The organism is Methylocystis sp. (genome assembly GCF_046349115.1).
GTDB lineage: Bacteria > Pseudomonadota > Alphaproteobacteria > Rhizobiales > Beijerinckiaceae > Methylocystis.
This window is the reverse complement of record NZ_JAXMCX010000007.1, coordinates 85,886-106,028: the sequence shown is the minus strand read 5'-3', so window position 1 is coordinate 106,028 and position 20,143 is coordinate 85,886. Positions and strand designations below refer to the sequence as shown.

The 20,143-nt window shown below is 63.0% G+C and carries 19 protein-coding genes; 11 read left to right on the top strand and 8 right to left on the bottom strand.

The window, feature by feature from the left end; genetic code table 11:
• Positions 1–80 precede the first annotated feature (80 nt).
• The 9 genes from U1E20_RS15600 to rimM all read left to right on the top strand — a co-directional run bounded on the left by U1E20_RS15600 (position 81) and on the right by rimM (position 8,773).
• The gene (locus U1E20_RS15600) at positions 81–776 is read left to right on the top strand and encodes an invasion associated locus B family protein (protein ID WP_409981544.1); all 696 of its coding nucleotides are present in this window, start codon (positions 81–83) and stop codon (positions 774–776) included.
• A gap of 202 nt (positions 777–978) precedes the next feature.
• Positions 979–1,806 carry a cytochrome c oxidase subunit II gene (locus tag U1E20_RS15595; protein WP_409981543.1) on the top strand — a complete coding sequence of 276 codons (828 nt, stop codon included), beginning with the start codon at positions 979–981 and terminating at the stop codon, positions 1,804–1,806.
• A gap of 118 nt (positions 1,807–1,924) precedes the next feature.
• Positions 1,925–3,691, top strand: coding sequence for a cbb3-type cytochrome c oxidase subunit I (locus U1E20_RS15590; protein ID WP_409981542.1), 1,767 nt, complete (start codon positions 1,925–1,927; stop codon positions 3,689–3,691).
• A complete protein-coding gene (locus U1E20_RS15585) occupies positions 3,688–4,398 on the top strand; it encodes a cytochrome c oxidase subunit 3 (protein WP_409981541.1) in 711 nt (236 codons plus the stop codon). The genes U1E20_RS15590 and U1E20_RS15585 overlap by 4 nt, the downstream gene beginning before the upstream one ends.
• A gap of 13 nt (positions 4,399–4,411) precedes the next feature.
• Positions 4,412–5,140, top strand: coding sequence for a heme-copper oxidase subunit III family protein (locus U1E20_RS15580; protein WP_409981540.1), 729 nt, complete (start codon positions 4,412–4,414; stop codon positions 5,138–5,140).
• Between the two features lie 22 nt (positions 5,141–5,162).
• Positions 5,163–5,549, top strand: coding sequence for a cytochrome C oxidase subunit IV family protein (locus U1E20_RS15575; protein ID WP_409981539.1), 387 nt, complete (start codon positions 5,163–5,165; stop codon positions 5,547–5,549).
• Between the two features lie 502 nt (positions 5,550–6,051).
• On the top strand, positions 6,052–7,587 hold the full coding sequence (gene ffh / locus U1E20_RS15570) for a signal recognition particle protein (protein ID WP_409981538.1): 1,536 nt from the start codon (positions 6,052–6,054) through the stop codon (positions 7,585–7,587).
• Between the two features lie 60 nt (positions 7,588–7,647).
• The gene (gene rpsP / locus U1E20_RS15565; RefSeq protein ID WP_409981537.1) at positions 7,648–8,010 is read left to right on the top strand and encodes a 30S ribosomal protein S16; all 363 of its coding nucleotides are present in this window, start codon (positions 7,648–7,650) and stop codon (positions 8,008–8,010) included.
• Between the two features lie 178 nt (positions 8,011–8,188).
• Positions 8,189–8,773, top strand: a complete 585-nt coding sequence (gene rimM / locus U1E20_RS15560) for a ribosome maturation factor RimM (RefSeq protein ID WP_409981536.1) — start codon at positions 8,189–8,191, stop codon at positions 8,771–8,773.
• 23 nt (positions 8,774–8,796) lie between these two features.
• Here the strand turns inward: rimM and U1E20_RS15555 are convergent, their stop codons facing one another.
• On the bottom strand, positions 8,797–9,618 hold the full coding sequence (locus tag U1E20_RS15555; RefSeq protein ID WP_409981535.1) for a methyltransferase domain-containing protein: 822 nt from the start codon (positions 9,616–9,618) through the stop codon (positions 8,797–8,799).
• A 151-nt stretch (positions 9,619–9,769) separates the two neighbouring features.
• On the opposite strand from U1E20_RS15555, the gene trmD reads away from it, so the two are divergent.
• Together trmD and U1E20_RS15545 are read left to right on the top strand one after the other, a co-directional pair.
• A complete protein-coding gene (trmD, locus tag U1E20_RS15550) occupies positions 9,770–10,477 on the top strand; it encodes a tRNA (guanosine(37)-N1)-methyltransferase TrmD (protein ID WP_409981534.1) in 708 nt (235 codons plus the stop codon).
• A 110-nt stretch (positions 10,478–10,587) separates the two neighbouring features.
• The gene (locus U1E20_RS15545) at positions 10,588–11,127 is read left to right on the top strand and encodes a Dps family protein (protein WP_409981533.1); all 540 of its coding nucleotides are present in this window, start codon (positions 10,588–10,590) and stop codon (positions 11,125–11,127) included.
• 21 nt (positions 11,128–11,148) lie between these two features.
• Here U1E20_RS15545 and U1E20_RS15540 read toward each other — a convergent pair whose 3' ends face one another.
• The 7 genes from U1E20_RS15540 to U1E20_RS15510 all read right to left on the bottom strand — a co-directional run bounded on the left by U1E20_RS15540 (position 11,149) and on the right by U1E20_RS15510 (position 20,080).
• Positions 11,149–12,030, bottom strand: a complete 882-nt coding sequence (locus tag U1E20_RS15540) for a 3-hydroxybutyryl-CoA dehydrogenase (RefSeq protein ID WP_409981532.1) — start codon at positions 12,028–12,030, stop codon at positions 11,149–11,151.
• A gap of 314 nt (positions 12,031–12,344) precedes the next feature.
• Entirely contained in the window at positions 12,345–13,289 is a 945-nt protein-coding gene (locus U1E20_RS15535; RefSeq protein ID WP_409981531.1) for an electron transfer flavoprotein subunit alpha/FixB family protein, read from the bottom strand.
• A gap of 2 nt (positions 13,290–13,291) precedes the next feature.
• The gene (locus U1E20_RS15530) at positions 13,292–14,038 is read right to left on the bottom strand and encodes an electron transfer flavoprotein subunit beta/FixA family protein (protein WP_409981530.1); all 747 of its coding nucleotides are present in this window, start codon (positions 14,036–14,038) and stop codon (positions 13,292–13,294) included.
• 131 nt (positions 14,039–14,169) lie between these two features.
• Positions 14,170–14,988, bottom strand: coding sequence for a rhomboid family intramembrane serine protease (locus tag U1E20_RS15525; RefSeq protein ID WP_409981529.1), 819 nt, complete (start codon positions 14,986–14,988; stop codon positions 14,170–14,172).
• A gap of 54 nt (positions 14,989–15,042) precedes the next feature.
• Positions 15,043–16,470, bottom strand: coding sequence for a lipopolysaccharide biosynthesis protein (locus tag U1E20_RS15520; protein ID WP_409981528.1), 1,428 nt, complete (start codon positions 16,468–16,470; stop codon positions 15,043–15,045).
• Positions 16,471–19,590, bottom strand: a complete 3,120-nt coding sequence (ileS, locus tag U1E20_RS15515; protein WP_409981527.1) for an isoleucine--tRNA ligase — start codon at positions 19,588–19,590, stop codon at positions 16,471–16,473. It lies immediately after the preceding gene.
• 214 nt (positions 19,591–19,804) lie between these two features.
• Positions 19,805–20,080: a hypothetical protein gene (locus U1E20_RS15510; protein ID WP_409981526.1), complete on the bottom strand. Its 276-nt coding sequence runs from the start codon at positions 20,078–20,080 to the stop codon at positions 19,805–19,807.
• Between the last annotated feature and the right edge of the window lie 63 nt (positions 20,081–20,143).

The following is a 20,143-nucleotide window of genomic DNA, read 5'->3' as shown; positions in this document are numbered from 1 at the left end:
GGCCTCCCGCGATGACGCGACCTTAAAACGATCCGGAGCCGGAGGACGCCGGCCAGCAGGACAATCGAAAGGAACTTCCGATGTCGATCCATTTTTCGCGTTCTTGCGCGATAGCTCTTGCGGGAGCGCTGCTGTTTACCGGCGGCGCCGCATGGGCTCAGCAGGCCCCCGCGGCCGGCGCGGCGCAACAGCAGCAGCCCCAGGGTCCGATCGCCGCCGATCTCGTCGCCGTTCAGCCGGACTGGACCAAGGTGTGCGGCTCCGATCCGGCCACCAAAAAGGAAATGTGCTACACGACGCGCGATTTCGGGGTTTCGGCGAAGGAAGGCGAGGCCCCGCAGCCGCTGCTGGCGCTCGCGATCTATGATCCGAAGGGCGACGATCAGAAAATCATCCGCCTGCTGCTGCCGCCGGGCCTCCTCTTGAAACCCGGCTTCCGCTTCGCGATCGACAAGGGAACGCCGGAAAGCGGCACCTTCGAAATCTGCTACCCGAATGGCTGCTTCGCCGAGGCAAAGGTTAAAAAGACCGTCGTCGACGGCATGAAGAAGGCCGAGAAAATGTCGGTGGTCGTCAAGAACCAGGCGAACAACGAGGTCACCTTCTATCTGCCGCTGGCCAATTTCGGCAAAGCCTTCGACGGTCCCGCGATCGACCCCAAGGTGCTCGAAGAACAGCAAAAGAAGCTCCAGGAAGAGCTGCAGAAGAAGGCCGACGAGGAGCGCAAGAAGCTCGAGGCTCAAAAAGGCGCAGCGCCGGCCGCGCCGAAGAAATAACCGAGAAACAAACTTCCATCATAAAGACCCGCGCCGGACCTGGTCCGGCGCGGTTTTTTGCGTCCTTTCCGACGCCGCCGGGACGCTTATCGTCGGCGCCGATCTTGCGTGAGATCGAACCGTCGCGCGTCACTTTGACGCAAAGCGGAGGGCCGGTCTATATAGGGCGGTCGGCCCAACTTGCGGCGAGGTCAAACAGCGCATGTCTATCGCTATCGTTATGGTCCTGGTGGTGGCCGGCTCAATCCTGTTCCATGTGTTGAGTCCCTGGCGGATGACGCCGATCGCGTCGAATTGGGGCTTCATCGACGACACGATGGGTCTCACCTTTCTGGTGACCGGCGCAGGTTTCGTCGCGGTTATTTTATTCATGGCCTATTGCCTCTACCGCTTCCGCCATGCGCCGGGCCGGCGCGCCGCCTATGAGCCCGAGAATCAGAAGCTCGAAGCCTGGCTTGGAATCGTCACGACGATCGCCGTCGTCATTCTTCTCGCCCCCGGCCTGCTGGTCTGGGGCCAGTTCATCACCGTGCCCAAGGACGCGATGGAAGTCGAAGCGGTGGGAGTCCAGTGGAACTGGAGCTTTCGCCTCGCCGGCCTCGACCATCAGCTTGGCTCGAGCGACGTTCGCTATATCGATACGACCAATTCCCTCGGCCTGAGCCCCGCCGATCCCAAGGGGCAGGACGATCTGCTGGTGACGAGCGGCGAATTGCACCTGCCGCTGGGCAAGCCGGTCAAGGTCCTGCTGCGCTCGATCGACGTGCTGCACGACTTCTACGTCCCCGAAATCAGGGCGAAAATGGACCTTGTGCCGGGCATCGTCACATATTTTTGGTTCACGCCGACCAAGATCGGCGAATATGAAATACTCTGCGCCGCCTATTGCGGCACAGGGCACCCGCAGATGCGCGGCAAGCTGATCGTCGAATCGGAAGCCGACTTCGAGGCGTGGCAAATCGCGCAACAGACGTTCGAGCAGTCGCGCAAGAGCGCCGCAAGCCAGGACAAGCGGGCCTCGGCGCAATGACATTCTCGAAATTCAGTCGTCGCGCCGCTTTGACATTCATCGCCGCCGAAAGGGCCCCGCTGCGGCGGAGGCCAATCAATCGCCGAGAGCGCGATCGGGGCGAAAGGAGGATCGTTAGATGACCGACGCCAGCGTACCACAGAACGTCGCGCCGCCGCCGGCGGAAGTGGAAGACGTCGAACTTTATCACGCGCACAGCTGGATCACGAAATATGTGTTCTGCCAGGACGCGAAGGTCATCGCGATTCAATACGCCGGCACGGCCATCGCCGTCGGCATATTGGCCTTGGTTCTGTCATGGGTGATCCGCCTGCAGCTCGCCTTCCCCGGCGCGATCCCCTTCATCGACGCCCAAGTCTATTATCAGTCGGTGACCATGCATGGCATGATCATGGTCGTCTACATGCTCACCGCCATCTTCCTTGGCGGCTTCGGCAATTATCTCATTCCGCTGATGGTCGGCGCGCGGGACATGGTGTTCCCTTACGTCAACATGCTCAGCTACTGGGTCTACCTGATGGCGACCCTGGTTCTGGTCTCGAGCTATTTCGTGCCCGGCGGACCGACCGGGGCCGGCTGGACTCTCTATCCGCCGCAATCGATCCTGACCGGCACGCCCGGCTATGATTACGGCATCATTCTGATGCTCGTCTCCCTGATCCTCTTCATCGTCGGCTTCACGATGGGCGGGTTGAACTATGTCGTGACCGTCCTGCAGGCGCGCACAAGAGGCATGACGCTGATGCGCATGCCGCTCACGGTCTGGGGAATCTTCGCCGCCGCGGTGATGGCGCTTCTCGCCTTTCCCGGCCTCTTCGTCGCCTGCGTGATGCTGCTGCTCGACCGCACGCTCGGCACCAGCTTCTTCATGCCGGCGCTCGTCGAACTCGGCGAGCGCAAGGACTATGTCGGCGGCAGCCCGATCCTGTTCCAGCATCTGTTCTGGTTCTTCGGCCATCCGGAAGTCTATATCGTCGCGCTGCCGGCCTTCGGCGTCGTGTCCGATCTCATCAGCGTGCACGCGCGCAAGAATATTTTCGGCTATCGGATGATGGTCTGGGCGATCATCGCGATCGGCGTGCTCAGCATGGTGGTCTGGGGCCATCATATGTATGTCAGCGGCATGGACCCCTGGTTCGGGTTTTTCTTCGCGGTGACGACGCTCGCGATCGCGGTGCCGACGGCGCTGAAGGTTTACAACTGGGTGCTGACCCTCTGGCACGCGGACATCCACTTCACGACGCCGATGCTGTTCGCGCTCGGCTTCCTCGTCACCTTCGTCAATGGCGGCATCACCGGCCTTTATCTCGGCAATGTCATCGTCGACGTGCCGCTGTCGGCGACGCTGTTCGTCGTCGCGCATTTCCACATGGTGATGGGCATCGCGCCGGTGCTGGTGATTTTCGGCGCGATCTATCATTGGTATCCCAAAATCACCGGCCGGATGATGGACGAGCGGCTGGGCAAGATCCACTTCTGGATCACCTTCCTTGGCGCCTATGCGATCTTCTTTCCGATGCACTATCTCGGGGTGCTCGGCATGCCCCGGCGCTTCTATGAAATGGGCGAAACGGCGTTCGTTCCGCCTTCGGCGGCGACGCTCAACATCGTCATCACGATCATCGCTCTGGCGGTGGGCTTCGCTCAGTCGATCTTTTTCTACAATCTGTTCAGGAGCCTGAAATATGGCGCGCCGGCCGGCGGCAATCCGTGGCGCGCGGCGTCGCTGGAATGGCAGACTCCCGAGACGCCGCCGGGTCACGGCAATTGGGGCAAGCATCTGCCGGTGGTCTATCGCTGGCCCTATGCCTATAGCGTTCCCGGCGCGCCCGAAGATTTCCTGCCGCAAAACGCGCCGCCGATGAGTGGAGAACATTCGCCATGAGCGTGATGGGGCTCTTCTTCATCGCGATCTTCTCCTTCGCGATTCTGTGGCTGGCGCGCCAGGGCGTGTTCGCGGCGCATTGGCTCGAGGAAGGCGAAGTCGCGCATCATCACGGCGGCGCCGCGACCGAGCCGCCGCCGGCAGGAAGAGTCGCGCTCGCCATTTTTCTCGCCGTCGCCGGCTGTCTGTTCTCTTTGCTCGCCGCAGCGTTTTATATGCGCGGCGACGCCCCGGATTGGCAGATGCCGCCGATCCCGGGCGTTCTCTGGTTCAACACCGCCATTCTTGCGGCGAGCAGCGTCGCGCTGCAGTTTGCAGTCATCGCCGCCCGTCGCGGCGAATTCGAGCGGGTCAAGACTACCCTGCTCATCGGCGCCGCGACGGCGGGCCTGTTCATCATCGGCCAGATCTGGGCGTGGCGCGAACTCATCGAATTGCGTTTCTTCGCATCGAGCAACGCCGCAAACGCCTTCTTCTTTCTGCTGACCGGCGCGCATGCGCTGCATCTGGTCGGCGGACTCGTGGCGCTGGCGCGAACCACCGACAAGGTTCGCGGCGCGGGGCGCGTCACCGGCGCGCTCACGACAAGCGTCGAGCTTTGCGCCATTTACTGGCATTTTCTGCTGTTCGTCTGGCTGCTGATGTTCGCCATGCTGATCGGCTGGACCGATGGATTTGGCGTCATCTGCCGGCGTCTGCTTTCGTAAGAGGGAATGCGCCATGACGGCGGAACATGTAACGACTGAGCATGTAACGACTGAAGAAACCCTGCGGAGCCGCGTGCTCGGCGTAATGGCGGACTGGTCCTCGGATCAGCGCTCGTTCAAGAGCGCCTCCTGGGGCAAGGCGATGATGTGGATTTTCCTCGTCAGCGACACCTTCGTTTTCAGCTGCTTTCTCATCTCCTACATGACGGTGCGCATGTCCACGACAGTGGAATGGCCGCATCCAAGCGAAATCTTCGCCCTCGACATCGGCGGCAAGAAGATTCCGCTCATCCTCATCGCCATCATGACCTTCGACCTCATCACCAGTTCGGGCACGATGGCGATGGCCGTGAACTTCGCCTATGCGCGCGAGCGCAGGAAGGCCGCGATACTGATGCTGGTGACCGCCTTTTTCGGCGCCGCCTTCGTCGGCATGCAGGCCTTCGAATGGTCGAAGCTCATTCACGAAGGCGTTCGGCCGTGGGGCAATCCGTTCGGCGCGGCGCAGTTCGGGTCGAGCTTCTTCATGATCACCGGCTTTCACGGTTTCCACGTGTCGGTCGGGGTGCTGTTCCTGCTGATCATTGCGCGCGCCGTCTGGCGCGGCGATTATGACGTCGGACGCCCCGGCTTTTTCACGAGCCGCAAGGGCCGTTACGAGATCGTCGAGATCATGGGGCTATATTGGCACTTCGTGGATCTCGTCTGGGTCTTCATCTTTGCGTTCTTCTATCTTTGGTAAAGCTTCCGACAGGGGAAAAAGAATGACGGCGATGACGGATGATACGACGCATGCCCATGCCCATGCCCCTCTCGCGCACGCGGCGCCGCCCGCGGCGCAGGCGCATGGCCAGCAGCATCCGATCAAGCTCTATCTTCTCGTATGGACGCTGCTCTTCGTGCTCAGCGCCTGCTCTTATCTCGTCGATTATTTCGATTTTCACGGCCTGCTGCGCTGGACCTTGATCGTCGTGTTCATGCTGTTGAAGGCGGGATTGATCGTCGCGGTCTTCATGCATATGGCGTGGGAGCGGCTCGCGCTCGTCGTCGCGATTCTGATGCCGCCATTGGCGGTTCTGGTGCTGATGGCGATGATGGCTTGGGAAGGCGGATATACCAACTATCTGCGCGTGTTCTTCTTCGGCGCGTGACAGAGCCGTTAGCCGGAGAACGGCGCGAATGAGAGAAAACGGTCAGCGCGCCGCCAATAAGGCGATCCTCATCGTCCTGTCGGCGCTTTGCGTCGTGATGATCGTTTTTCTCGGCGCCTGGACGCTCGTCGGGCATTTGCGATAGAGCGCTCGCCCCGCCGCCCCAAAAGCTCGCCGCAACGATGCCGCGTCTTTCGCTTTTCTTTTTATAACGCCGCCTGTCGACGCCATGACTTTCGGAATAGCTGGCGTGAGTTCGCAGCGGGGAGATTCGGTTGACTCGCGCCAGCCGGGAATTTAAAAGCCCCAGCACATCTCGAAAGAGAAACTGATCCCAGCCGAGCCGTCCGAGAGGCGGCAGGCCAACGCCCGGCAGCGCGTCGCGCCCCCGGGCGCGATAGGCTTTGGCGAGTGAGTAGTAAGATTGCGGATAGTGAGTAGTTGGCTCGTCCCCTACTCGCTACTCACCATCTCACGACTCGCTCTCCCTTAGGAGACGCACATGTTCGAGAGCCTTTCCGATAAGCTCTCCGGCATTTTCGACAAACTGACGCGGCGCGGCGCGCTTTCAGAAGCCGACGTCAATGAGGCGCTGCGCGAAATCCGCCGTGCGCTGCTCGAAGCCGACGTCGCCCTCGACGTGGTGCGCTCCTTCGCCGACAAGGTCCGCGACCGGGCGGTCGGTGCCGGCGTCGTCAAATCGGTGACGCCCGGCCAGATGGTGGTCAAAATCGTCAATGACGTGCTGATCGAGACGCTCGGCCAGGACGCTCAGCCGATCGACCTCGCCGCCACGCCGCCGGTCGCGATCATGATGGTCGGCTTGCAGGGCGCCGGCAAAACCACGACCGCCGCCAAAATCGCCAAGCGCTTGAAGGAGCGCTACGGCAAGCGCACGCTGATGGCCTCGCTCGACGTGAAGCGTCCGGCCGCGCAGGAACAGCTCGCCGTGCTGGGCCGCCAGGTCGAGGTCGACACGCTGCCGATCATCGCCGGCCAGACGCCGGTGCAGATCGCCAAGCGGGCGATGGACGCCGCCCGGCTGCAGGGTTACGACGTGGTGCTGCTCGACACCGCCGGACGCACGCATATCGACGAGCCGCTGATGCAGGAAATGGCGGAGATCAAGACCTCCGCCAAGCCGCATGAAATCCTGCTTGTCGCCGACGCGCTGACCGGCCAGGACGCGGTCAATCTCGCCAGAAACTTCGACGAGCGCGTCGGCCTGACCGGCATTGTATTGACGCGTATGGACGGCGATGGCCGTGGCGGCGCGGCGCTCTCCATGCGCTATGTCACCGGCAAGCCGATCAAGCTCATCGGCGTCGGCGAGAAGATGGACGCGCTCGACGAATTCTCGCCGACGCGCATCGCCAATCGCATTCTCGGCATGGGCGACATCGTCGCGCTGGTCGAAAAGGCCGCCGCCGCGATCGACGCCGAACAGGCCCGCAAGGCCGCCGAGCGGATGGCCAAGGGCAAGTTCGATCTGCAGGACCTCTGCGATCAGCTCTCCCAGGTCGAGAAAATCGGCGGCTTGGGCGGCATCATGGGTCTCCTCCCCGGCGTCGCCAAGATGAAGGACCAGATCGCCGCGTCGGGTTTCGATGACAAAATGGTCAGGCGCCAGCGCGCCATCATTCTCTCGATGACGCCCAAGGAGCGGCGCAATCCCGACCTGCTGAAAGCCTCGCGCAAGAAGCGCATTGCGGCCGGCTCCGGCGTCAAGGTCGAGGAGATCAACAAACTCCTAAAGCAGCATCGGCAGATGGCCGATCTGATGAAATCCTTCGGCGCCGGCAAGCGCGGCGGGATGATGGGCAAGGCGGCGCAGATGATGGGGCTCGGCCCCGGCATGCAGATGCCCTCCCAGGAAGAGCTGCAGAAGCTGCAGGAGAAACTCGGCGTCCAGCAGCCGAAAGGCGCGCCCGGCGGCATTCCGGCCGCGCCGCCGCCCGATCTTTTAAGCAAGCCGAGCCTGCCGGGACTCGGCGGCGGATTGCTGAGCGGGCTCAACCCGTTCGGGAAGAAGAAGTAGCGGCAGTCCGACTGCCCCGACACGAAAAACCAAACAGGCAAACCAAACAGGAAAGAGAACATGTCACTCAAAATTCGCCTCGCCCGCGGCGGCGCCAAGAAGCGCCCCTTCTACCGCGTCGTCGTCGCCGACTCCCGCTCGCCGCGCGACGGCCGCTATATCGAGAAAATCGGTTATTTCGATCCCTTGAAGGAGAAGGACGCCGCCGACCGTCTGGTGCTCGACGCTGAAAAGGCGAAGGCCTGGCTGGTTAAGGGCGCCCAGCCGACCGATCGCGTCGCGCGCCTCCTCGACGGTCTTGGCCTGATGAAGCGCGAGACGCGCAACAATCCCCAGAAGGCGCAGCCCAAGAAGAAGGCCCAGGAGCGCGCCGCCGCCGCAGCCGAAGCCGCCGGCAAGGCCGCGGAAGCGCCGGCGGCGTAGGTGGGTTTTCAGGTGGGACGCATTCCAGCTGATCCCTTCGCTTGGACATTGTCATTCCCGGCAGGCCGAAGGCCTGACCGGGAATCCAGAGCCAATTCAAGAATGCTGGTTTTGCTCTGGATTCCCGATCGCGCGCTTTGCGCGCGCGTCGGGAATGACATCCGAGCCGTTCCAACGGATGTCATATGAGACGATCTGTTCGCGCAACTTTCTCGCTTTGGGAGAGGGTTATCGCGCGGTGAGCCGGCTCGTGCTGCTCGGGCGCTTTGGCGCGCCGCATGGCGTGCGCGGGGAAATCCGGCTGCAAAGCTATACGAGCGATCCGCTGGCGATCGCGCGCTATGACGGCCTTACCGACAAAATCGGCGCGCGGAAGTTCAAGCTGCTCTCCGTGCGTCCGCAGAGCAAGGACATGCTGGTCGCCAAGGTCGAAGGTGTCGACGACCGCCCAGGCGCGGAGCGGCTGACGGGCGTCGAGCTTTATATCGCCCGCGAAAGGCTTCCCGCGCCTGAAGACGAAGACGAATTCTACCTGACTGACCTCGTCGGCCTGCGGGCGGAGACGCGCGAGGGGGTTGAAATCGGCGTCGTAATTGCGGTTCGCAATTTCGGCGCGGGGGACATCTTGGAGGTCGCGCCCGTCCGGGGCGGGGAAACCCTAATGTTCCCCTTTACCAAAGCGGTCGTTCCGGCAGTGAGCGTAAGCGGAGGGCGCATCGTCATCGAGCCGCCGGAAGAGGCCGATGCGATCGAGGAGGGTTGACGCGCGCCAGTCATCGTCCGCGGTCAGGAACCCTCGACATTTTTCTCGGTCCGACCTGGCGCTTCGAGGCGCTGCGTCAATTGCGCGATGATTGCGTCCTTCGCGGCGATTTCGGCCAGATGGCTGGCCTGAAGGGTCGCGGCGGCCGTCTGCGCTCGCGACGTCTCTTCCGCAAGCGCGGCCGCGAGCGCTGCGCTCTCTTGCTTGAGCTTAGCGACCTGGATCATGTCCTCGCTTTCGGGGCGAAACCTGTCGACCTCCTCGACCCCCAGTCGAATGACATTGCTGCAAGGCACGCTATCGCTCAGGAATTTGGGCGCGGTTACGCCAGCCTCGTCGGCCTTCGCATAGATCGCGACGAAATCGTTCCACACGTCGCTTTTGCGCTCGGCGATGAAGCATTCGACCAAAGTGAAGGGGTAGCCGCGCGTTCGCGCCAGCGCTTCGAGCGCCTTGCCGCTGTCAGGGTAAAAGCGCCAGCAATCCGCGGGGTAGCGATGAAAATAGCCGTTCGAAGGAACGTTAAGGTAAAGAATTCCGCCGGGTTTCAGAACGCGCGCCATCTCCAAGAATGAATCCCAGAAGAAGCGATCGTGCTCCAGGACCGAGCTCGAGACGACGATGTCGGCGAATTCGTCTCGCAAGGGGATAGGTTTTCCCTCGTCGAGAAAAATATCGACGCTGGGGCCCTTGCCGATGTCGAGGCCAAGATAGGCTGCGCCCTCAGGACAGAAGTCGCGCAAGCTGCCGTTGACGTCGCAGGACCCAAATTCAACAATCAGCTGATCGGATCGCCCGTAAGCCTCGAAAAACAGCCTTCCAATCTCATACGCGGTATCGTGCATGGGTGTTGGCCTCAGTCGCTCCGCGCCCCAATGTCCAAGAAATGAGGCGCGATGCGAACCATGAATAGCGGCGGTGGTCAAGGAATACGCTCTTCCGAAGGCGTGCTGAGGCGTCGGTGACGCGCGCGTATCGTCATGGCATAACCGCCCAATGTTCCACGCGACGGTGCTGACCCTCTTTCCCGAAATGTTTCCGGGTCCGCTTGGGCTGTCGCTCGCGGGCGACGCGCTTTCGCGCGGCGTTTGGGCGCTCGAGACCAAACAGATTCGCGAGCATGGTCTCGGGCGTCACCGCGCCGTCGACGACACGCCGGCCGGCGGCGGTCCCGGCATGGTGATGCGCGCCGACGTGCTGGCGGCGGCGATCGACGCGGCTGCGCCTTCCGACGATCGGCGACCGCGCCTGCTGATGTCGCCACGCGGCAAGCCGCTGACGCAAGCGCGCGCCCGCGAACTCGCGCAAGGCCCCGGCGCCATTATTCTTTGCGCGCGTTTCGAAGGCGTCGACGAGCGCATCATCGACGCACGCGCGCTCGAAGAAATCTCGATCGGCGATTTCGTGCTGTCGGGCGGCGAGATCGCCGCGCTGGCGCTCATCGACGCCTGCGTGCGGCTGATCCCCGGCGTGATGGGCGAAGAAGCGTCAAGCGTCGAAGAGAGCTTCGAATCCGGACTGCTCGAATATCCGCATTACACGCGGCCGCGCGATTTCGAGGGACGCGGGATTCCCGACACGCTGCTCTCCGGCGATCACGCCAAAATTGCGAATTGGCGTCACGAGCAAGCGTTGGCGCTCACCCGCGCGCGGCGCCCCGATCTGATCTCGCCGCTTCCGAGCGAAGCTCAACGTCGCCGCTGAATCTCTCTGCCCTGCTCTATTTTTCATCTGGTCCGCCAAGGCGCGCGATCTAGCTAAGGAACGGCTCCCCCCAGCTTCAACCTGATGCCAGGTCGCAAGGAGGCCCGTATATGCAGAAAGCAAAGACGCAAATTCGCCGCGACACAGATCCTTCGGCGCTCCATACGCCGACCGATCTCGAAAAGCAGTCGACGTCGAAGATCGCGGCCGAAATCAACAGGCTCGTCGCCGACGCCCTGGCGCTTTATCTCAAGACCAAGAATTTCCACTGGCATATGAGTGGGCCGCATTTTCGCGACTACCATCTGCTGCTCGACGAGCAGGCGAGCCAGATTTACGCCACCGTCGACCCGCTGGCCGAGCGCGTCCGCAAGCTCGGTCAACCGACGCTGCGTTCGATCGGCCATATTTCGAAGCTGTCGCGCATCAGGGACAATAATGCAGACTTCGTCTCGCCCTACGACATGCTTTCCGAATTGCTGGAAGACAATAAAGCGATGGCGGAATCGATGCGCAATGCGCATAAGCTGTGCGACGACAATGACGACATCGCCACGGCCAGTCTGCTTGAAGTCTATGTCGATGAGACCGAAAAGCGGACCTGGTTCCTGTTCGAGGCGGCGCGCGGCGCGGGCCAGGGCGGCCACTAAGCGCGGATCGCCTCCGCCACGTTAACGCGTCGGGACCGGCGTGCCGCTGCGATAATCATAGAAGCCGCGCTGGGTCTTTTTGCCGAGCCAGCCGGCTTCGACATATTTTACCAGCAGCGGGCAGGGGCGGTATTTCGAATCCGCCAGGCCCTCGTGCAGCACCTGCATGACCGACAGACAAGTGTCGAGGCCGATGAAATCGGCGAGCTGCAGCGGCCCCATCGGATGATTGGCGCCGAGCTTCATCGCCGTGTCGATCGCCTCGACCGAGCCGACGCCTTCGTAAAGCGTATAGACCGCTTCATTGATCATCGGCAGCAGGATGCGGTTGACGATGAAGGCGGGAAAGTCCTCCGAAACCGAGACCGTCTTGCCGAGCTTGGCGATGAACCCCTTGGCGTCCTCGAATGTCGCGTCATCCGTGGCGATGCCGCGAATAAGTTCGACAAGCTGCATGCGCGGCACCGGATTCATAAAATGAATGCCGATGAAGCGCTCGGGCCGGCCGGTCACCGACGCCAGACGCGTGATCGAAATCGACGACGTGTTGGAGGCGATGATCGCGTCCGATTTCGTGACCTTGGCGAGATCGGCGAGGATCTTTCGCTTGACCTCCTCGACTTCGGTCGCCGCCTCGATGACGATGTCGGAATCGGCGAAATCGGCGATTTTCGGCGCGCCGCTAATCCGCGCGAGCGCTGGCTCGATCTTGGCGGCGTCGAGCTGGCCGCGCTCGGCGGCGCGGCGCATCTGGGCGGCGACGTCGGCGACGCCAGCGTCGATGCGCTCCTGCGAAATGTCGTTCAGGGCGACTTCATAGCCGGAGAGCGCGCAGACATGCGCGATCCCCTTTCCCATCTGGCCCGCGCCGATGACGCCGATCTTGCGAATCTCGAAGCCCATGTTTTGACCACCGTCAGCCAAGCCAGCGCCGGACACAAGCGACGCGCCGCGCTGAGGCGTGCCGCAGTGCAATATAACTTGCGTTCCTCTGCAAGGAAAACAAACAAAAAGCAACTGCGGAGGGATAGATCACGCCGCCTAAGGGCGCAATCGCCCAAATGCAGATAACGTTATCGATCTCAAAAGTTTAGAGTCCGTTCCATGCGAAAAGCCCGGTGCCGTTTTTTTGCGAACCGAGCCCTGGAAGCTTAGCGCGCCGCCAATTTCGCGCCCGCCGCGCCGGCCACCGCAGCCGTTGCCGCGGCGTTTTTCACTCAACGACCGAGTTTCGCCAGCTCCGCGTCGAGTTCAGGCAAAGCCGTGAAAAGATCGGCGACAAGGCCGTAGTCGGCGACCTGAAAGATTGGCGCCTCCTCATCCTTGTTGATCGCGACGATCACTTTCGAATCCTTCATGCCCGCGAGATGCTGGATCGCGCCGGAAATGCCGGCGGCGATATAAAGATCGGGCGCCACCGCCTTTCCGGTCTGGCCGACCTGCAGATCATTGGGCGCATAGCCGGCGTCGACGGCGGCTCGCGAGGCGCCGATCGCGGCGTTGAGCCGCGTCGCGACGGGATCGAGAACCTTCTGAAAATTCTCCGCCGAGCCGAGGGCGCGGCCCCCCGATAGAACGACCCGCGCCGAGGTGAGTTCGGGACGCTCCGATTTCGCCAGCTCCTCGCGCTTGAAGGCGGAAACGCCAGGGTCGGCCGACGCGGCGATCGCTTCGACCGGCGCCGAACCGCCCTCGGGCGCCGCCGCAAAGGCGGTGGTGCGAACGGTGATCACCTTCTTGGCGTCCTTGGCCCGCACGGTCTGGACGGCGTTGCCCGCATAGATCGGCCGCTCGAACGTATCGGCCGACACGACCTTGATGATGTCCGAGACCTGCATCACGTCGAGCAGCGCCGCGACCCGCGGCAGCACATTCTTCGTCGCCGAGGTCGACGGCGCGATAATCACGTCATAGGAGCCGGCGAGCGAGACGATCAGCGCCGCGACCGTCTCAGCGAGAACATGATCGAGCGAAGCGTCTTCGGCGTAGAGGACCTTGTCGACGCCGGCGAGCTTCGCCGCCTCTTCGGCGGCGCCCTTCAGCCCGGGCCCGGCGACGAGAATGTGAACGGGGCCGCCGATCTCCTTGGCGGCGGTGAGCGCCTTGGCGGTGGCCGGCGCCAGCGCGCCGTTGGCGGTTTCGGCGAGGAGCAGAATCGTCATTTTCAAATCACTCCCGCTTCCTTGAGCTTGCCGACGAGTTCGACGACCGAGCCGACCTTGACGCCGGCCTTGCGCTTCGCCGGCTCCGACGTCTTCACCACTTCGAGACGCGGCGAAATATCGACGCCATAGTCGGCGGGCGACTTCACCGCGACCTCTTTCTTCTTCGCCTTGATGATATTGGGCAGCGAGGCGTAGCGCGGCTCGTTCAAACGTAGATCGGTGGTGACGACCGCCGGCAGTTTCAGGCTGACGGTCTGCAGACCGCCGTCGATTTCGCGAGTCACGTCGACGGCGCCGCCCGTTATCTCGACCTTCGAAGCGAAAGTGCCCTGGCCCCAGCCGAGCAGCGCGGCGAGCATCTGGCCGGTCTGATTGCAGTCGTCGTCGATCGCCTGCTTGCCCATGATCACGAGCTGCGGCTGTTCCTCGGCGACGATCTTGGCGAGGATTTTGGCGACCGCGAGCGGCTCGACGGTCTCATCCGTCTTGACCAGAATGCCGCGGTCGGCGCCCATGGCGAGGCCGGTGCGCAAGGTCTCGTCGCCCTTGGCGGGGCCGATCGTGACCACCACCACTTCCGTCGCCTTGCCGGCTTCTTTGAGCCGCAGCGCCTCTTCGACGGCGATCTCGTCGAAAGGGTTCATCGACATTTTCACATTGGCGAGATCGACGCCGGACCCGTCCGCCTTAACCCTGATCTTGACGTTATAATCGACGACCCGTTTGACGGGCACGAGAATCTTCATCGCGCGACCCCTTGGTCTTCCTTGACCCTTTGGCGAGACGGCATAGGAGCGCCGTCTGCGGGCGCTCCACTTCGGCTAAAGCCGTTGCGCGGTCTGGTAGCGGGGGCGCGCCTGCGAGTCAAACCACGGGGTCACGGCGCATCCTCTCCGGCGTCCCGCGGCTCCGGCGCGGAGGCGAGCGGGCCGCCGCGGTCGAAAAGCCGGTGCCGGCGGCGCTTGAACAACGGCGTCAGCACGAGCCCTGCGGCGATGCCGCCGACATGCGCCATCCAGGCGATCGCGCCGCCCTCGCCCATCGAGGCGTTGATGAGCTGCATCAAAATCCAGGCGCCGACGAACAGCCAGCCGGAGGCGACGAAGGAGAAGAGCGGCGCACGCAACCCCAGAACTGACTTCAGGCGCGTGCCCGACAGCCACGCGCCGAGCCAGATCGGCGCGAGCGCCAAGGAGAGCGGCGGAAAAATTCCGGCGACGGTCGCGCGCGGATGAAGCAGCAGAAAGGCGGCGCAAACGCCCGAAATCGCGCCCGACGCGCCAACGAGCGGCGTGATCGAATGCGGCGTGGCGTAGATATAGAACACGCCCGAAGCGACGCCGCAGGACAGATAGAACAATAGATAATGGAGCGACCCCATCGCGTCTTCGACATTGTCGCCGAAGACATAAAGGAACAGCATGTTGGAGCCGAGATGCACCAGCGACGAATGAAAGAACAGTGCGGTGACGAGCGTCGCCGCCGCCGGCGGCCCGACGATCCAGTCGGCGAGTTCGGCTTCGCCGAAGAGCACGCGCGGGATGATCGCGAAGCCGCGTATCACTGTCAGCGGATCTCCGAATAATTCGCTCTGCACGATGAAGAAGACGATGACGTTAAGCGCGATCAGCGTCCAATTCACGATCGGCCGCCGCAGATAGCGCAGCGGCGCGTCGTCATAAATCGGCATCACCATCGGCTCGCTCCCTTCGATCGCAAGCCTAACATATGGCGACGCCGATCCGCCGCGTCACGGGCGGACGAAGCGGCGGCCGAGCCAAGTCGCGACGAGATCGCCCATCCCGGCAATGTCGAAGGCGACGGTCAGCAGCCCGTAGACGCAGGCGCCGACCAGGATTTGCGTGATCAGCGTGAGAAGGCCGGGCGTCATCTCACGCAGCGGCGTTAGCGCGAGGGACATCGCGCCGGTCGCCACAAGCGCGGCGAACATGTCCCAGAATGACGGCCACACCGGCTGCGTGCGCAGCGCGAAATAGACCGTCGCGACAAGCGCCGCGACATAGGCGCCGCCCTGGGCGATGGCGAGATTGGAAGCGTCCTCGCCCCACGGCAGGATAAACAGCAGCGCGAGGCCAAAGACGACCGCGGCGAGCGCCGCGACAATCAGCGGCGCCGTCTTCTTCTCGATCTGAAACACCGGATTGACGCCAAACAGCATGACGCCCATCGCGAACAGTCCCGGCAGCAGCAGGCCGAGATAATGGCCGAACGGGCCGCGATATTGCGCCGGCACGATCAGCGCTTCGATCGAGGGCATGATGAACCAGAGTCCGGCGCAGGCCGGCAATAGAAAGGCGACGACGATTCCCAAGTTGCGCGCGACCTGCTCCTTCGCGCGGTCGGCGCCATGTCGCTCATGCGCGGCGACGGCGATCTGAAACAACAGCACGTCGAGCGCGGAGCCAAGCGCCTGCACCGCGCGCAGGCCAAGATCGTAAGCCAGCGCGAACTGGCCGGTCTCGGCGAAGCCGAACACGCTGGCGACGATGGAGCGCGCCGCGAGCGGCATCGCCTGATAGAGAAGATGCGCCGTGACAATTGGCGCGCTATAGGCCGCGAGCGCGCGCGCGTTCTGGCTCGAGGCGGCGCGGATGTCGGCGCCGGGATCAAGCAGGGCGCCGCGCCCGAGAATGACCGTACCGAACAGGCTGGCGACGCCGCCGGCAAGGGCGACGGCGGCGGACTGAAAGATAAAGGCGCCGCCGCCGATCAGAACAAGCGCCAGCGCATTTTTAGCCAGCATCAGCCGCACATAGGCGCGGTCGTGAAAGCGCGCGCGCACCAGCGCGGTGCAATAGTCGAAGAGGCCATTGGCGACCGCGGTCAGCAGCGCGAGCAAAATAAGATTGGTTTCGAAATCGAGCGGCGGACCGATCAGCGCGTAAATTCCCGTCGCGGTTCCGAGGAAAACCGTGACGGCGATGAAGGAGGCGTCGAGAGTCGAGCGCACGACCGGCTCCTTGTCGCGCGTGCGCTTGGAATAAAAGCGCGTCGCCGACAGGCGCAGCCAATCATAGAGCCCCGTCTGCACGACGACCGCGATGGAGAAGGCGAGCGCGAAACGACCGTATTCCTCGGGGCCGAGAAATTTCGCCACCGTCAGGCCGATGACGAAATTGACGATCGTGTTGGCGAGAAAGGCGAGGAGGACGTTCACTTAAGAGCCTGCTCCGCCCCAGCGACCGAGCGCGGCGAGTTCGCGCAACGCCTGCGCGTCGCGCGGCGTCACCTCGGGATAATCGCGATCCGCCGTCACGGGATCGAAATATTTCCACGAACGCGCGCATTTGACGCCGGCCGCGCGTTGCGGAACCACCGCGACGCCCTTCACCTCCGGCAGCCGAAACGCGTCGGCGGGCCCTTCGCCGGCCTCGATCGCAATATCGGAGACGATGCAGATTTCGGCAAAATCGACGCCGTCGAGCGCTGCGCGCAGATGGCCGTCGGCGACATAAACGAGTGGCGCCGCCTCGAGCGACGAGCCGATGCGCTTTTGCGCGCGCTCGATTTCGAGAGCGCCGGTGACGACGGAGCGGATCGCGCGCACGCCCTCCCATTTCTTCGCGAGCGCCTCGTCGCGCCAATGCGAGGGGATGTCCGGGAAGGTCTCGACATGCGCCGAAACCGCGCCCTCATAGCGCGCGAGCCACGCCTCCTCGGCGGTAAAGACGAGGATTGGCGCGAGCCATGTCGTGACGCAACGAAAGATGCGCTCGATCACTGCGAGCGTCGCCTTGCGTTTGACGCTCGACGGCGGATCGCAATAGAGCGCGTCCTTGCGCACGTCGAAATAGAAGGCCGAGAGGTCGCTGGTCATGAAGGGCGTGAGGAGCGCCACGACTTTCTTGTAATCATAGGCCGCATAGGCCGTGCGAATCTGCGCATCCATTTCGACAAGCCGATGCAGCATGAACCGCTCGAGTTCAGAGGCGTGTTCGAGCGCCGAATCGTCGCCCGCCTCGTAATGCGCGAGCGTTCCCAGCATCCAGCGCAGCGTGTTGCGCAGCTTGCGATAAAGCTCGACGAAGGTTTTGAGGATTTCCGGCCCGACGCGAAGATCGTCGGCGTAATCCGACGCGGCGACCCAGAGCCGCATGATGTCGGCGCCGGAATCGGCGATGATTTTTTGCGGGGCGACGACATTGCCGAGCGACTTCGACATTTTGCGCCCGCGCTCGTCGAGCACGAAGCCATGCGTCAGCACGGCGTCGTAAGGCGCGCGGCCGCGCGTGCCGCAGGATTCCAGGAGCGAGGAATGAAACCAGCCGCGATGCTGATCGGAGCCCTCAAGATACATGATCTCATCTTCGCCGCCGTCGCGCCTGCGACTGATGCCGGCGAGCATCGGGAAATGAACTGGGTCTTCGAGCGTGAAGGCGTGGGTCGAGCCTGAATCGAACCAGACATCGAGAACGTCGGCGATTTTCTCGTAATCCGCCGCGTTGTAATCGGGAGACAGAAAGCGTTCGGCGGCGTTCGCCTCATACCAGGCGTCGGCGCCTTCCTTCTCGAAGGCTGCGATGATGCGGGCATTGACGCGCGCGTCGACCAGGGGCTCATGCGTTCCCTTCTTGACGAAGACCGCGATCGGCACGCCCCAGGCGCGCTGGCGCGAGACGACCCAATCGGGGCGATTGGCGATCATGCCACGAATGCGGTTCTCACCGGCTGCTGGCGTCCATGTCGTGCGCGAGATTTCTTCAAGCGCGATCTCGCGCAGCGTCGGTCGATTACCACGAGCCTCATCCTGAGGAGCGTGCAAAGCACGCGTCTCGAAGGATGCGGCCGCCGAACCCTCGTCCTTCGAGACGGCGCTGCGCGCCTCCTCAGGATGAGGGTTCGACTGAGAGACCGGGGAGTCCGTCGCGATGAACCCGGACGCGATGGGTTTATCCATCGCGATGAACCATTGCGGCGTGTTGCGGAAAATCACCGGTTTCTTCGAACGCCAGGAATGCGGATATTGATGTTTCAATTTTCCGCGCGCGACCAGATTGCCGGCTTGAACCAGCGCCGCCATCACCGCTTCATTGGCGTCGCCCTTATCGCCCTTGTCGGTGATGACGCGCTTGCCCTCAAAGCCCGGCGCGTCCTTGGTATAAAAGCCGTCCTCGTCGACTGTATAGGGAATGCGCGTATCGATGCCGCGCGCCTGCAATTCGCGCGCGCTCGCCATCCAGATGTCGAAGTCCTCGCGGCCGTGCCCCGGCGCGGTATGCACGAAGCCCGTGCCGGTATCGTCGGTGACATGCTCGCCGTCAAACAGCGGCACATCGAAATCATACCCAAGATGCGCGAGCGGATGGGCGCAGATCAGTTCGGCGAGGGTCGCGGCGGGCACATTGCGCAGCCGCTCATAGCCGTCGACCTTCGCCGCCTTGAACGCGTCGCTCGCCAGCTTGTCGGCAAGAATGAAGGTCGCGCCAGGCAACGCCCAATTGCCGTCGGGCGCATGGGTGACGCGATAGAGTCCGTAATCGATCTTCGACGAGAAGGAGATCGCGCGATTGCCGGGCAGCGTCCAGGGCGTCGTCGTCCAGATGAGGACGCGCGCGTCGCTCAGCTCTCCCTCAGCGCCGCGCGGGATCGGAAACGCCACCCACACCTGATCGCTCGCATAATCCTCATATTCGACTTCAGCCTCGGCGAGCGCGGTCTTTTCGACGACGCTCCACATCACCGGCTTCGAACCGCGATAGAGCAGGCCGTTGGCGGCGAATTTCATGATCTCGCGGGCGATCGTCGCTTCCGCCGGATAGGCCATGGTCGAATAGGGATGGTCCCATTCGCCAGCTACCCCTAAGCGCTTGAACTCCTCGCGCTGCACCTTAAGCCAATGTTCGGCATAGGCGCGGCACTCGCGGCGGAAGGCGATCATCGCTTCGGGATGCGAGAAATCCGGCTTCTGCTTGCCCTTGGCGCGGTAATTTTCCTCCTCGATCTTCCATTCGATCGGCAGGCCGTGGCAGTCCCAGCCCGGCACATAGACGCAGTCCTTGCCGGTCATGCGCTGGCTGCGCGTCACCAGATCCTTGAGGATTTTATTCAGCGCATGGCCGATATGGATGTTGCCATTGGCGTAGGGCGGTCCGTCATGCAGCGTGAATTTCGGGCGGCCTGCGCCCGCTTCGCGCATTTTCTTCTCTAGCCCGATCGCCTCCCAGCGCTTGAGCAGTTCCGGCTCGCGCTGGGGCAGGCCGGCGCGCATCGGAAAATCCGTGACCGGCAGATAGAGGCTCTTGGAATAATCCGGCCCCTTGGGGCTGTCGTCGTTCATCGTCGTGAAAACCGCCTCGGGCGCTGCAGCGCGCCATGAGCGCCGCCGTCGCCGCGCTGATTAGAGGAATTCTAGGAAGAGCGCCAATCGCGCCGAACCCGGACCTGCGCGAGCGTCTAGCTCCGAGCGCGGCCCGGGACGGTAATTCGAATGGCGATCAGGAAAGGCATCCGATCCTCAATAGCAGCGCAAACCTGGCAGGAAAAGAGGCCGACTAGCGCAGCCGCTTCAGCCCCAGCAGCCCGGCGAGATAGGCGAAGCCGCCCGCCACCACGGCGATGACGAGCAAGACCAGAAACGCCCCCGACAGCAGCGTGAAGCCGATAAATAGAAACAGCAGCAGCGCTGCGGTGACCATCAGGCTTTGCCAGGGCGAGAGCCTGACGATCTTGACCCTGCCGGCGCGCCCGGTCGCGACCCAGATGCGCGAGGCGTCGGTCTCCTCGCCCGGCAAGATGATTTCGACCCGTCCCTTGGGCTCTTCGTCCATGGCGCTTCCCTCCTGTCGGGATGATGTCTCCAAGCTAGATCGCGCGCAAATTATGGCAACAGA